Raw genomic sequence first — 13,396 nt, 5'->3', positions numbered from 1 at the left:
TTAAATTTGGATAAATAGTTAAGAGGGTTATTGAGATAATATATGAGGAGCCCCGGGTTTGGGGTTCACTTTTAATTGGACATTTACCGTGTTGCTGCAACCATCCCCCGTTAAACTGAATACATAGGTGACAGTAACAGGAGCATTCGTGGTGTTAATCAGGGTTTCATTAATGGCATTGGTTGCGGCTGATCCCGAAGCGTTGCTGATGCCGGCAACTGTTGCACGGGTCCAGCTAAAGCTGGTACTGCCTATACTGCTGGTTGCGGTATAACTGAATGTGCTACTACTGCAAATGGCAGGTGTTAAGCTACTCGTTAGGGTAGGTAAGGGTTTCACCGTAAGGATTGTCGTGACCGAATTGGAACAGGTGGTGGTTGGATCTGTATAGGTATAGGTGATGGTACTGCTTCCGGAAGTAACCGTGCTCACCACCCCTGTACTGCTGTTTATAGTGGCTACTCCTGTAGCACTGCTGGACCATACTCCTCCGGCTGTCGTGCTGCTTAATGTGGTGCTTTGATTTAGGCAAATACTGGTGGTTCCGGTAATCGCGGCTATGGTTGGTAAAGGGTTAACTGTGACAATTGCCGGCAATCTCAATGATTCTCCTGTACATCCGATTTTAGCGGTCGCTGCATAATAGGTTGTGGTTGTATTTAATGTTGGTGTAGTAAAACTATTGCCGGTAAAAAGAAGAGTGCCACTTGCATTATACCAAAGGGTTTGGTTTCCGGAAGGGGCACTCGCAATTAATGTCGCTGTAGAATTCGTACAAATCGTTGCATTTTGAACGGTGAATACCGGACTGGCACTGGTTCGCTGAATTTCATGAACGTGTAAGGTCACCAAAAGGCCTAGTACGGCGCTATAATTTATAGAAAGTCTGTCGAAGGGGAGACTGGGCTTGACGGAAACCGTAATTGGTGCCCCTGTATTAAAAAGCCCAAGCAGGTCAAGGCTTAATACTGCCCCAAGATTAGTGGTCCAGACAGGTGTCGTATTACTGCCATTGTAGGCATTTACCGTGATGTTACTAAGTAAGCCGAGGCTTAATAACGAGGGTGGAATGGAAAGTGTCGCCTTTACTTCATCGTTTGTAACAGAAGGTCCTGAGAAATAAAAGCTCTGTTCAACAGTGCTCAAAAGGAGGGAAGGAGTAACGTCTGAATAGGTGGTCAGGTTACCATCTATTGCATTTCCTGAATTCACTACTGTTCCGTTTCCAGACCAGGATGTACCTATTGATGATCCGCAGTCGGCGGTATTTGAGGTGCTATAAAAGGCATAAAATACATTGGCACTAGCTGTTTCTGCGGGGGCACCTAAAAGTCCCCCACCACCTCCGGTTACAATAAAACGGACCTGATTGAATACACTGCTTGCATAAACCCCTATATACTGAGTGCCATCGCCTGCTACTAGGTTGTAAAAAGTTGAACCGGTGGCAGCAGTGGAGTTATTGTACGCTACAGCGCTAACAGAACTTGCTATTGAGGGAAGCGTTATTGAGGAAACCTTTATAAATACGATCGTATTTGATGGGATGTTAGATGCAAACTGTAAATTGATATGCACCGAAACCGCAGATCCGCCCAACGCGCCTGTTGTTCCCGTAGCAGAAAGACTCGCAGGCGTTGATCCTGCTGGGGGAGTTGTAGTACTGGCTCCTCGGACATTCGCCAGACCAGTAACAGTTCCGGTTCCTCCTTGCGTACTCAATGTAGCGTAAGTTCTCAACTGCCCCTTCGCTACATTCCCTCCTCCAACCACTAACACTAAAGTCAGTAGCAACCAAAAATAACCGGTAAACTTATTTTTCAGTCTGAACAAGAGCATAGTAAGGGGCATTTATGACTATTTTAAATGCCTCTGAGAGCGTTAAAATGGTCAACTGGTTTTTTATTACCTCAAACTTAGGTTACAGGAGGGGCTTAATTTCTGTTCATGTTGTTCATTTTTAATGGTGTTATTTGTGTTTTTTTTATTCAAAAAACATCAAATAGAAAAATGATCTGCCTGTAATCATCTATCAGTCAAGTTTTTTTGCTTTTTATGAAAAAACTATTCATTATGTTCAGGATTGTTGCGATAATAATCGATGTTTTTGGGGCTTTCATCTTAGGGAATCGAGCAGCAATACCAGAAATATAAGAATAGCGTTGGTTGTAATGTCACCATGATGGGACAAATGCTAAAGGTCAGATGAGGATCTTTACATACGAAAAAGGGCATCCGAAACCGAATGCCCTTTTTGCTTATCCCTTCCTCCTGGGAATCGGGGTTTATTATGTACTAATTAGCTATCCAGCAAAGCTGCTGCAGCATCGTCTAAAAACCAGGTTACACTTCCATCAATGGGCTGAATCAATTGTGTGGGATATAATTTGGTGTTCTTTTTCTTATCCTCAATAACATGTTTTACCGCATTGGCTTTGTTTTCTCCAAAAACCAGGAAAGCAATATTTCTTGCTTTGTTAATCAGTGGCGCTGTAAAGCTGATGCGATAAGTAGATAGTTTCTCTACAAATACAGAATCCACTTCTACTTCCTTGCTGTTTAATATGGAAGTTCCCGGAAATAGGGAAGCCGTATGTGCATCATCGCCCATTCCTAAAAGAATCAGGTCGAAATTTAGGTCTGAGCCTTTGAAATGCGCGTTGATTGCTTTTGTATATTCAATAGCCGCCTTTTCAGGAGCCAGTGTAGTGTCGACATAAAAAATCTGATCCTCAGGGATCTCCAGGAGGTCAAGCATGGCATTCTTTGCCATCAAACCATTGTAACTCTCATGAGTCGGCATCACATTGCGCTCATCTCCAAAAAAGAAATAGACTTTAGTCCAGTCGATCTTTTCTTTATAGGTTGTCGCCAGCGAATGGTACAGCGCTTTTGGAGAGTTCCCCCCGGTCAATACAAAGTTGAACATGTCATGTTCTTCAATCGCTTTATTTGCAATTGCCACAATGTAGTCTACAAGATCTTCCTGTAATTCTTCCTGGGTTTTATAAATCAATAAGTTCATCACGATTTGTTTTTATTGTCAAGAGGCCAATTCTAAAGCTGTATACAACCGCTTTAGTATTAGCCTCTTAAAAATGATATTTATTTTTTAATCCTTATTCAATGGTAAAGTAAACCAGTGAAAACCATCTCTGGCAATCAAAGCTTCCGCATCTTCCGGACCCCATGAATCCGCGGTATAGTTAGGAAAGCTCAATGATTTTTTAGTCTCCCATGCATGCACGATCGGCATCAACAGCTCCCATGCACTTTCTACCTGATCTGCACGCATAAACTGTGTTTGATCTCCCGTCATTACATCCAGTAACAAGGTTTCATAAGCTTCCGGAGCCTGCGAAGTATAAGTTCCTTTATAGTCGAAAACCATGTCTACAGGATTTAAGACCATGTCTAGTCCCGGTCTTTTCGCCTGAACCTGTAAACGGATGCTCATCTCCGGCTGGATGCTGATGATCAGCCTGTTTTGTTGCCAGTGTTCGGTTACTCCCGAAGGGAAAACCTGGTGAGGTACATCCTTAAACTGAATGGTAATCAGTGATGAAGTCTGGAACAAACGTTTTCCTGTACGTACATAGAAAGGAATTCCCTGCCATCTCCAGTTGTCTACAAAGAACTTAATGGCAGCAAAGGTTTCTGTATTTGAATCCGGATCAACCCCATTCTCATGGCGGTATCCAGGTACCTCTTTACCCTCTACCCATCCTTTGGTATACTGTCCGCGGACAGTGCTAAACCTGATGTCTTCCGGACTGAAAGGACGCATTGCCTTCAATACATCTACTTTTTTATTTCTGATCTCATCCGCATCAAAGTTAATCGGAGTTTCCATTCCAATTAAACAAAGCAATTGAAGCAGGTGATTCTGGATCATGTCTCTCAATGCACCAGCACCCTCATAATAACCACCTCTATCACCGACACCCAGCTGCTCTGTTACCGAGATCTGTACGTGGTCAATATAAGTCCTGTTCCAAAGTGGCTCCAGGAAGGAGTTGGCAAAACGGAATGCCATGATGTTCTGAACCGTTTCTTTACCCAGGTAATGATCGATGCGATAGATCTGTTTTTCTGTAAAGATCCCGGTCAGGATGCTGTTCAGCTCTCTCGCTGTTTCCAGATCCCTTCCAAAAGGTTTTTCAATCACGATTCTGCAATTGTCTTCCTCTCCGGCCAGGTCATATTCTGAAAGGCATTTGGCGATTAGTGGAAAGAGGTTTGGTGCTACCGCAAGGTAGTACAGGATCTGTGTATCCGGACCAAATTCTTTCTGGTACTTCTCAATATTGGTTTTTAAAACACCAAAAGTTTCCGGAGCTTCTACATCAACCGGGCTGTAATGAATATGTTCTGCAAATTTGCTCCACTTTTCTTCCTTCACCTTACCGGATCTGGAGAAGCTGTTTACGCCTCCCATCAATGTTTTTCTGAAGTCATCATCAGTAAGCTTCTTTCGGGCTGTACCAATGATCGCATATTTTGCCGGCATAAAGCCATCAGAATACAGATTGTAAAGTGCAGGCGCAAGTTTGCGCAAATTTAAATCACCGGTACCACCAAAAATGACGATTATGGTTGGATTGAGGTTGATGCTTGTTTTCATTGTTGTGAATTTGTGTCTTTTTTCACTGGGGTTATTTATAAATTGTCTGAATTCCAGTCCGCGTGAAATATTCCTTCGCTGTCTGTGCGTTCAAAAGTATGTGCGCCAAAAAAGTCTCGCTGTGCCTGCGTTAAGTTCAACGGTGAATTTGCTGTTCTTAACGAATCATAATAGGTTAAGGCAGAGGCAAAACATGGTACGGCAATACCATGATTGATTGCGGTAACCACCACATTTCTTGTTCCTGGAATGATGTCTTTCAACTGTTGTTGAATGCCCTCATCAGAATAAAGATGTGGAAGCTGCGGTTGTTTTTTATAGGCCTGATAAATATCTTCCAGCAATACTGCTCTGATGATACATCCACCACGCCAGATCTGAGAGATCTCCTGTAGGTTCAGCTCATATTTATATTCTATAGAAGCCTGAGTTAATAAATGTAAACCCTGGGCATAAGACGTGATCATCGCGAAATAAAGCGCCTGTTCTAAATGAACGATAAATTCTTCCGGATTGTCAATTTTTACGGAAGGATGAGGTAAAGCTTTATCAAGCGATACCCTTAAGTCTTTAAACTTAGAAAGATCTCTGGCACTTACCGATTCATTAATGGTAGGGATTGGTAGCTGAAGGTCCATAGAAACCTGAGAAGTCCATTTTCCCGTTCCTTTAGATTTTGCCTGATCTTTGATCACATCAATCAGGTAACCTCCGGACTTTTCATCCTTAACTTTGAAAATATCTCTGGTTACTTCTAACAGGAACGATTTCAAACGGCCATTGTTCCATTTTTCAAATACCGCATAAATCTGCTCGTTGTTGTAGCCCAGACTGTTTTTCAACAGGTCATAAGTTTCCGCAAGGATTTGCATCATGCTATATTCAATGCCATTATGCACCATTTTCACGAAATGTCCGGAAGCTCCGGGGCCAATATATGCCACACATGGATCTCCGTTTACTTTTGCAGAAACTGCTTCAAGAATTGGCTTCACCGCCTCATAAGCTGCTTTATCACCTCCTGGCATCATGCTAGGCCCGAATCTTGCACCTTCTTCACCGCCGGAGATGCCCATTCCGAAGAAATGGATGCCCCGGTCAGCAAGCTCCAAAGAGCGTCTGGTGGTATCTGTGAAATGTGAGTTTCCACTGTCAATGATCAGGTCACCTTTATCCAATAGAGGAAGAAGTTCCTGGATAACGCTGTCTACAATCGGTCCTGCCGGTACCAAAAGAACGATTCTTCTTGGTAATTCCAGGCTTTGGATGAAATCTTCAAGGACAGCATAACCTTTCAATTGATGTGCTTTTCCGTCCTCTTCCAGCTTCTTTAACATGTCCTGACTCTTATCATAACCTGTTACTGAGTAGCCATTGTCGGCCATATTAAGCAATAAATTGCGGCCCATTGTGCCCAGGCCAATCATTCCTAAAGTGTACTTGTTCATTATCTGCTATTTATTTTTTAGGGTGTGTGGTGAATACATGAAATTTCTCCTCCAGGTCCCATAATTTTGCACCGCCCTTGATTCCGTCTTTATTGGAAACCAGTTTGATGTTATGGTCTAATGGGAAATTAATCTCTTTGGAGTTGCCACCACCGATATATAGGGTATCGTAGTTAAATACGGTTTTGTAAATTTCAATCACGCGTTCCAGGCGTTCATTCCATTCTTTTTTTCCTTGTTTTTCAAAAGCTTTATTGCCCAGATAGTCATCGTAATCCTTGGTTTTGGTGATCGGAAGATGCGCCAGTTCCAGATGGGGGAGCAGGTCTCCGTCGAATACCAGGGCAGTACCGAAACCGGTTCCCACGGTAAAGACAATCTCAAAACCTTTTCCGGATACAATTCCAAGTGCCTGCTGATCTGCATCATTGATCAGGCGGACTGGTTTTCCGAAGGTATCGCTGATCTGTTGAGCCAGGTCTACATTGGTCCACTTGTTTTTTGCAAGGTTTGGTGCAGTTTGTACAACGCCACATTTTACATAACCGGGAAAGCCAATAGAAATTTTCTCGAAAGGAAGGTCTAGTGTCCCAACCAGTTCCTTAATAGATTTGATGACTTCCTCCGGACTGGAGTTTTTGGGAGTGGGAAGTTTTTTAAACTCAGAAAGCTGTTCACCCTTAGGGTCTAAAATACATGCTTTGATGCTCGTTCCACCTATATCGATGGATAAAATATTGCTGTTTTTCTGTTCTTCAGGCATGTAGGATTTGTATAAAGATAACCCGGTGTACTAATAACACTCAAAATAACGAAAAATCAGGCATTTAAAGATGCTAAACCTCAAGATAATACAATAAAAAAACATTACTCCCTGTTTATCGGCATCTTAAGCCTATAGGGCCAACTGGTGTCTCTCACGAGCAACTGCTAAATTTTACGCTTAATCTTCTTCTGATCAGAACTGATTTTTCTTTCAGTTTCTGGAATAAAAGCCAAACGACGCAAAGGCCTCCTATGCGGGGGAAATCATTTAGAAACAGAAGGCGAAATCTCAGGCTTTATCGCGAAGAAAGATCAATTCTTGTTTAATGCCCGCCTGATCTCTGTATACAGCAATCCGCTTCCGCCTCCAAAATGATAAACTACAGGGATCTCCGGACGTTGCTTTTTCAGCTCAGCTTCCAGCTGCTGTTCCACTTCCGGCGCTAAACCGGCGCCAATTAGCACAAGTTCATAAGGCCTGGAAGCAAAGCTGGTTATGGCTTCCTCCGGAGAGGTAACCGCAGTTCCAGTCATTCCTTCCCCTTTGTCGATTAATCGGATAATGGTTGCTGAAATCTCCGGATGACAACATACCACTAGAATTTCTATCTTTTTCATGACTTAATAATTCATAGGAACTTCCATCAACAAAATTTCTGCACCTGTTAGCGTTTCCACATCAATTGATCCGGTTTCCCATAAGCCATAACCATCCCGTTCTTCTAATTCCTGTTCGTTTATTTTTAATGAGCCTTTGATCACAAAGACATAAATGCCGTTTTCTTTGTTTTTTAAAGTATGTGTCAGTTTAACCCCGGCTTTAAATTTACCGATATGAAACCAGGCATCCTGATAGATCCAGACACCAGAAGCCTCCTTTTCCGGAGATAAAATCTCGGTGAATTCATTTGGCTTTAACAAAGTATCGTAGCGTTTTTGCTGATACCGTGGGCTCACATTTCTTTGATTCGGAAACAGCCAGATCTGGAGGAATTTTACCGGCTGGGCGGGGTCTTTATTGAATTCCTTATGATAGATTCCTGTTCCGGAACTCATCACCTGTATCTCTCCCGGTTCAATAATGGCCACATTTTGCATGCTGTCTTCATGTTGTAATGAGCCTTCCAGGGAAATGGAGATGATCTCCATATTGTCGTGCGGATGTTCTCCGAATCCCATTCCCCCATCTACAACATCGTCGTTTAGTACCCTTAATGCACCGAATTGTACACGTTCAGGATCATAATTCATTCCGAAGCTAAAGGTTTGAAAACTTTTTAGCCAGCCATGATCTGCAATGTTGCGGGTATTGGCTTTATGTAATATCGTCTGTGCCATAATCTTATATTGATGAGGTTTTTATAAATGAAATACCATTTTTCGGGCCAGTTCCAGTTCCTGGTTACTAATGGTATGTACCCTTCCAGGGTAAATCTTTACCTGTACATCTGCGTTCATTTCCTTCAGGATTGCTCCGCTTTCTTCCACTCTGGATACCGGAACATGAGGGTCAGGATTTCCAGTGCTGATGAATACAGGGGTTTGCATGAAATCGCCTGTATACTTAGAGCGGTCAATAGTCTCGCCAATCAGGCCACCGGTAAAAGCAATAGCTCCACCATACCGGGCTGCGTTCCTGCTGATGTATTCCAAAGTCAGACAGGCGCCCTGAGAAAAGCCGGCAAAAAACACCTTGTTTAAGGGAATTCTATTGGCAACAATTTCAGCAACCAGGTCATCGATCAGTTCCAAAGCGGAATCCAGTGCAGGCTGATTTTCCTTTTCCGGTGCCATAAACCCATAAGGATACCAACTGTGGTTGCTTGCCTGAGGGGCAAATAAAGCGGCGTCAGTTACCTTTAAATGTTGATTTAATTGGATGATGTCTGCCGCAGAAGCGCCACGGCCATGTAAAAATACAATGGCTTTATCTGCGCTTTCCATTGGAATTCCGGCCGTGATGATGTTTTTCTGGTGTATATACATATTAGCTTAATTTTGGTAAAATGCCTTCAATCATTACCCTGTTGCTTTCGTATTGCGCAGGCAATTTAAGGTTGCTGCCCAATTCTTCTAAAGACTCATCAACAGTGAAACCCGGATTGTCGGTTGCCAGTTCAAAAAGTACGCCTCCCGGTTCACGGAAGTATAAAGAATAGAAATAATTACGGTCAATCTTTTCGGTGATGTTCAAGCCCAGCGCCACAATCTTATCCCTGAAATACATCAACGTTTCCTCGTCCTTAACGCGGAAGGCAACATGGTGTACCGAACCACCGGCAACATGTCCGACAGCTTCTCCGGGAGCCTCTACCAGATCTACAATTGCCGCATGTTCTACCTTGTCAGTAATGAAGCGGGACCGGTTCACCTCAGTTTCCTGTAAACGATAACCCAATACATGCGTTAAAATAGCTGCAGTAGCTTCCATTTTATTCGTTGTAATGGTAATGTGGTGGAATCCATGAACCGCATTTTCTTTGCTGACTTCTTTAGTTTCCCATTGTACCCTGCTATCCGGAGTTTTTGCTTCTGTTAATTCAAATTTTAATCCGTCCGGATCCAGGAAGGTCAAATACCTTTCTCCGAATTTTACCGCAGGTTTATTATAGATAACGTTGTTTTTTTCTAATCTGTTTTGCCAGAAATCAAGACTCCCTGCAGGTACACTGTAGCCAATTTCAGTGACTTGTCTGGTGCCTCTTCTGCCGGTTCCGATTCCTTCCCATGGAAAGAAAGTCAAAATGCTTCCCGGAGTTCCGTGTTCATCTCCGTAATAGAAATGGTAAGTATGGGGATCATCGAAATTAACTGTTTTTTTAACTAACCTTAATCCCAATATCCGGGTGTAAAAATCATAATTCTTTTTTGCGTTTCCTGCGATGGCGGTAATGTGATGAATACCTAAAATTTCGTTTTTCATTGCTCAATTATTAATTACAACACAAAATTACGGCTTAGGTTTCTGCGAAATCTTACCATATCGTAAGAAATAACTTTTTTGTATCTTTAAGAATGTCATGATAATTTCATAACTATTATTGGAAAATTAAATTTTAACGAATCCTGCATAAGTTTGTCTTTCGCAAAAGTTCATCCTAATGAAAAAGAATTACATATCCAATTCGTCCGAATCTGTTAGAATGTTTAAGAGCTCATTATTAGAGGGGTTGTCTAAGGTTCCGTATTTTGTCCCTTTAATCGTATTCATTCCCGTGATCGGATATTTTTGCTGGCAATCATTTGTGATCAACAGTCCGCTTACCGCAGTGGGACAGATTTTGCTTGGCCTTTTTGTCTGGACTTTAATCGAATATGTGATGCACCGTTTTGTGTTTCACTTTTATCCAAAGTCGGAATGGGGCAAAAGAATTCATTTCATCTTTCATGGGGTACATCATGATTATCCGAACGATGCACACAGGTTAGTGATGCCGCCATCAGCAAGCATTCCTTTAGCTACGGCTTTTTATTTTCTTTTCCGGGCCTTTGTTCCGGTAAGTATGCTGGACGGCTTCTTTTGCGGATTCATATTTGGTTATCTTGTGTATGACATGACCCATTACATGTTGCATCATGCAAAATTTACCGCCCCCTTCTGGAAAAAGTTAAAACAACACCACATGTTACACCATTACGATGATGCGACCAAGGGTTATGGCGTGACTTCCGATTTGTGGGATAAGGTTTTTGGTTCTGAACTTTCTAAAAGAGAACCGAAGAAGTCCTAGTGTAAGTTTTAGTCTCCTGCATATTATATTGATAAGAGTCACTTGGTACTTGTTTTTCTCTAAATGATGAAATTCGATAACAACATCAAACGTACTTTCATACGGCCGGATCTTCAGGGAAATGCCAAAAAAGCTTAACATTTTGGCAATTAACGCCAATCTTATAAATGAAATTCGCCCTTTCTTTGAAAAGGTGCCTTCAGCTTATTTAATGGCGCTTAATACCGGACAGATCATGGAGATAAATTTTCTAAAAGGCAAAGCTTGCCATCGCTTAACGTTTATTGTTGGTTGTATCATCGCTCTTGGCTTACCGCAAAGAGGAACAGCGCAGCTATTTACAGATAAGAATTACGTAAAAATCAGTCCGGCAGACAAAGAAGCCGATATCATCAGAAAAGCAGCAAATGTAACGCCTTCCCCGCGACAACTCAGATGGCAACAGCTGGAATTGACTGCTTTCATTCACTTTGGAATCAATACGTTTACGAATAAAGAATGGGGCGACGGTACCGAAGATCCAAAAATATTTAACCCTGAAGAACTTGATGCCCGTCAGTGGGTAAAGGTTTGTAAAGATGCCGGCTTTAAACAAGTCATTCTGACCGCTAAACACCACGATGGCTTCTGTCTGTGGCCAAGTAAATTCACGGAACATTCTGTTAAAAATAGTCCATGGAAAGGAGGAAAAGGAGATATCGTAAAGGAAGTCGCCGAAGCTTGTAAAGCGTTTGGTATTGGGTTTGGAATTTACCTTTCTCCATGGGACCGCAATTCTCCATATTTTGGAAGCATGCAATACAATGATTATTTCATCAATCAGCTGACGGAGCTGCTGACACAATATGGACAGATCGATGAAGTTTGGTTTGATGGTGCGAACGGGGAAGGACCAACAGGAAAAAAACAGGTCTATGAATATAGCCGTTGGTATAGCCTGATCCGTAAACTGCAGCCCTTAGCTACAATTGCGGTTTCCGGACCGGATGTAAGGTGGGTAGGCACAGAAACGGGATACGGAAGGGAAACGGAATGGAGTGTGGTTCCAGGGGATCAGATGATCCCTGAAGCAATCGCTGCAAACTCTCAAAAGGACGCAGATTTCGCACCGCGAGACCTTATGTCCAATGACCTGGGGAGCAGGGAGAAAATTGCCAAAGCAAAAAGTCTGGTATGGTATCCTGCAGAAATAGATGTGTCGATCCGTCCGGGATGGTTCCACCATCCGGCAGAGGACACCAAAGTGAAAACGCCGGAGAAATTGATGGACATCTATTATAGTTCAGTAGGTAGAAACGGAGTCTTGTTGTTAAATATTCCACCTGATAAAAAAGGAAAGATCAATGATAGTGATGTAAATGCTTTAAAAGGATTCAGGAAACAACTGGAGGAGACCTTTGAAAATAATCTGCTGAAGCCGGCAACACTAAAGGGCAGCACCGCAAAAAAGACAAACCTGTTGTTTGATGGAAAAGATAGCTCTTACTGGAAAACAGGAAAGGCGGATGGAAACCTGGTGATGGAGTTCCAACTGGATAAAGATCATAAATTTAACCTGTTGCTGCTTCAGGAAAACTTACAAATAGGACAACGGGTAGAGCAATTTGTACTGCAATATAAAGAGGGAAATACCTGGAAAAAAGTAACAGAAGGAACTACCATCGGCTATAAACGTTTACTGCGTTTCCCTTCTGTAAAGGCAAAAGAATTAAGGTTAACCATTCTTTCTTCCAGGCTTCAGCCTGCTATTGCGGAAATTGGTCTGTACCTGCGCCCGGAAGCTGATGTAAAGTAAATGTTCTGATCTCCTCATTGTGTATTCTTTTTCCGGTATGGCCTGAGGCCTTTCTTTTTTTGATCTCGGTCATCATTTGCGCAAAATAAAAGCCATGTCCGATAATGGTGCAATCTTCATTTTTCTTTTCCAGAAGGTCTAGAAAATGGCTGATCCGCAATTTAGACTTTTCCCGAACTTCTGCCTGTCTCGAAGAATTGAAATACCATTGCAGCCGGCCGGCAATCATCCAGATGATAGTTGGTAATTTAAGGGAGGTGTCGATAAAAGAGTTCAGGGGGATTTCATTCAGCAAAGCTGTCCTGATCAGTTCTTTGTCTCCAATGAGAAAAGCATGAGCGGTTTCTTCTGCTCTTTTCAGCTCGCTGATGTACACGCTTTTTCCGTTCAGCTTTAAGCTTCCGGAGGTTAAGGTAGGCGCATGATCGTAGGCTCCGCAAGCCAAATCAAAATCCTTGGAATGATAAAAGGTTTTCCATTTGAAATCAACTTTTGAATGCCTAATGAAAGTAATGTTCATGTCGGTAAAGATAAGAAGAAGGTGGGGAAGCCTTTTAAATAAATCGAAATGGCATCCGGTAGCTAACAGTACAGGAAATAAGACAGATAACTGAGTCTGCCGTCTTAAAAAGAAAACGACCGGAAATATTTCTGCTTTTCCATTCTTCGGAACCACTTTTAGCCATCGATGACTTTGTTTGGTAATCCATACACTGAAGAATATATATGCGAATAAATTAGTTTTAATTTAAAAATAATCCTCTTTGAAAGTACTTTAAGTATATTTTTATCTTTTTTTTATATCGTATTGATTTTAACGTAAAAATGGCAGAATTTTTGATGTGTCATTTATAGTTAATTAATAGCAAACCCTAAAATAAAAAGTTATGGCTTTCAAAGCAAGATTAGACTTTTCGGGCAAGGAGTATGATGTACTCCACTGTGCCTATTCCCTAAACCGTGATGTAGATGCAAAAGGAAGACCTTCTTCCGGAGTGTATGGTGGAACGATCGATATCGAGATCGAATCAAC

General features: G+C 42.1%; 13 protein-coding genes. 3 read left to right on the top strand and 10 right to left on the bottom strand.

Features of this window, described 5'->3' with window-relative positions; translation table 11 throughout:
• Nucleotides 1-27: 27 nt before the first annotated feature.
• The 9 genes from BLQ87_RS08270 to BLQ87_RS08230 all read right to left on the bottom strand — a co-directional run bounded on the left by BLQ87_RS08270 (nt 28) and on the right by BLQ87_RS08230 (nt 9,760).
• Complete coding sequence (locus tag BLQ87_RS08270; RefSeq protein WP_143010381.1) at nt 28-1,851, bottom strand: Ig-like domain-containing protein; 1,824 nt, start codon at nt 1,849-1,851, stop codon at nt 28-30.
• Nucleotides 1,852-2,299: 448 nt separating this feature from the next.
• Nucleotides 2,300-3,025 carry a 6-phosphogluconolactonase gene (pgl, locus tag BLQ87_RS08265; RefSeq protein WP_074605703.1) on the bottom strand — a complete coding sequence of 242 codons (726 nt, stop codon included), beginning with the start codon at nt 3,023-3,025 and terminating at the stop codon, nt 2,300-2,302.
• An 87-nt stretch (nt 3,026-3,112) separates the two neighbouring features.
• Nucleotides 3,113-4,624, bottom strand: a complete 1,512-nt coding sequence (zwf, locus tag BLQ87_RS08260; RefSeq protein ID WP_074605702.1) for a glucose-6-phosphate dehydrogenase — start codon at nt 4,622-4,624, stop codon at nt 3,113-3,115.
• Nucleotides 4,625-4,659: 35 nt separating this feature from the next.
• Nucleotides 4,660-6,072 (bottom strand): NADP-dependent phosphogluconate dehydrogenase, encoded by a 1,413-nt coding sequence (gndA, locus tag BLQ87_RS08255; RefSeq protein WP_074605701.1) that lies wholly within the window; start codon nt 6,070-6,072, stop codon nt 4,660-4,662.
• A gap of 10 nt (nt 6,073-6,082) precedes the next feature.
• Nucleotides 6,083-6,835, bottom strand: coding sequence for an ROK family protein (locus tag BLQ87_RS08250; RefSeq protein ID WP_074605700.1), 753 nt, complete (start codon nt 6,833-6,835; stop codon nt 6,083-6,085).
• Between the two features lie 314 nt (nt 6,836-7,149).
• Nucleotides 7,150-7,455: a response regulator gene (locus BLQ87_RS08245; RefSeq protein WP_074605699.1), complete on the bottom strand. Its 306-nt coding sequence runs from the start codon at nt 7,453-7,455 to the stop codon at nt 7,150-7,152.
• A 3-nt stretch (nt 7,456-7,458) separates the two neighbouring features.
• On the bottom strand, nt 7,459-8,175 hold the full coding sequence (locus tag BLQ87_RS08240) for a pirin family protein (RefSeq protein ID WP_074605698.1): 717 nt from the start codon (nt 8,173-8,175) through the stop codon (nt 7,459-7,461).
• Nucleotides 8,176-8,196: 21 nt separating this feature from the next.
• A complete protein-coding gene (locus BLQ87_RS08235) occupies nt 8,197-8,823 on the bottom strand; it encodes an alpha/beta hydrolase (protein WP_074605697.1) in 627 nt (208 codons plus the stop codon).
• A gap of 1 nt (nt 8,824) precedes the next feature.
• Entirely contained in the window at nt 8,825-9,760 is a 936-nt protein-coding gene (locus BLQ87_RS08230) for a ring-cleaving dioxygenase (RefSeq protein WP_074605696.1), read from the bottom strand.
• A gap of 178 nt (nt 9,761-9,938) precedes the next feature.
• Between BLQ87_RS08230 and BLQ87_RS08225 the strand changes: the two genes are divergently transcribed.
• On the top strand, nt 9,939-10,568 hold the full coding sequence (locus tag BLQ87_RS08225) for a sterol desaturase family protein (RefSeq protein ID WP_074605695.1): 630 nt from the start codon (nt 9,939-9,941) through the stop codon (nt 10,566-10,568).
• Nucleotides 10,569-10,710: 142 nt separating this feature from the next.
• Nucleotides 10,711-12,363 (top strand): alpha-L-fucosidase, encoded by a 1,653-nt coding sequence (locus tag BLQ87_RS08220; protein WP_245723821.1) that lies wholly within the window; start codon nt 10,711-10,713, stop codon nt 12,361-12,363.
• Here BLQ87_RS08220 and BLQ87_RS08215 read toward each other — a convergent pair.
• Entirely contained in the window at nt 12,314-12,883 is a 570-nt protein-coding gene (locus tag BLQ87_RS08215) for a histidine phosphatase family protein (protein WP_074605694.1), read from the bottom strand. The genes BLQ87_RS08220 and BLQ87_RS08215 overlap by 50 nt on opposite strands.
• A 367-nt stretch (nt 12,884-13,250) precedes the next feature.
• Between BLQ87_RS08215 and tssD the strand changes: the two genes are divergently transcribed.
• The coding region (tssD, locus tag BLQ87_RS08210) for a type VI secretion system tube protein TssD (protein WP_317048276.1) at nt 13,251-13,396 on the top strand (146 nt) is incomplete at its 3' end.

Origin of the sequence: Pedobacter steynii, from assembly GCF_900103665.1 — a bacterium.
Taxonomy (GTDB): domain Bacteria; phylum Bacteroidota; class Bacteroidia; order Sphingobacteriales; family Sphingobacteriaceae; genus Pedobacter; species Pedobacter steynii.
This window is presented reverse-complemented; position numbering and strand designations above follow the sequence as displayed.

Coding starts and splice junctions, on each gene's coding strand:
- BLQ87_RS08250 (WP_074605700.1), bottom strand. CDS start 6,835: ATGCCTGAAGAACAGAAAAACAGCAATATTTTATCCATCGATATAGGT.
- BLQ87_RS08245 (WP_074605699.1), bottom strand. CDS start 7,455: ATGAAAAAGATAGAAATTCTAGTGGTATGTTGTCATCCGGAGATTTCA.
- BLQ87_RS08240 (WP_074605698.1), bottom strand. CDS start 8,175: ATGGCACAGACGATATTACATAAAGCCAATACCCGCAACATTGCAGAT.
- BLQ87_RS08215 (WP_074605694.1), bottom strand. CDS start 12,883: ATGAACATTACTTTCATTAGGCATTCAAAAGTTGATTTCAAATGGAAA.
- BLQ87_RS08230 (WP_074605696.1), bottom strand. CDS start 9,760: ATGAAAAACGAAATTTTAGGTATTCATCACATTACCGCCATCGCAGGA.
- pgl (WP_074605703.1), bottom strand. CDS start 3,025: ATGAACTTATTGATTTATAAAACCCAGGAAGAATTACAGGAAGATCTT.
- zwf (WP_074605702.1), bottom strand. CDS start 4,624: ATGAAAACAAGCATCAACCTCAATCCAACCATAATCGTCATTTTTGGT.
- BLQ87_RS08235 (WP_074605697.1), bottom strand. CDS start 8,823: ATGTATATACACCAGAAAAACATCATCACGGCCGGAATTCCAATGGAA.
- BLQ87_RS08225 (WP_074605695.1), top strand. CDS start 9,939: ATGAAAAAGAATTACATATCCAATTCGTCCGAATCTGTTAGAATGTTT.
- BLQ87_RS08270 (WP_143010381.1), bottom strand. CDS start 1,851: ATGCCCCTTACTATGCTCTTGTTCAGACTGAAAAATAAGTTTACCGGT.
- gndA (WP_074605701.1), bottom strand. CDS start 6,072: ATGAACAAGTACACTTTAGGAATGATTGGCCTGGGCACAATGGGCCGC.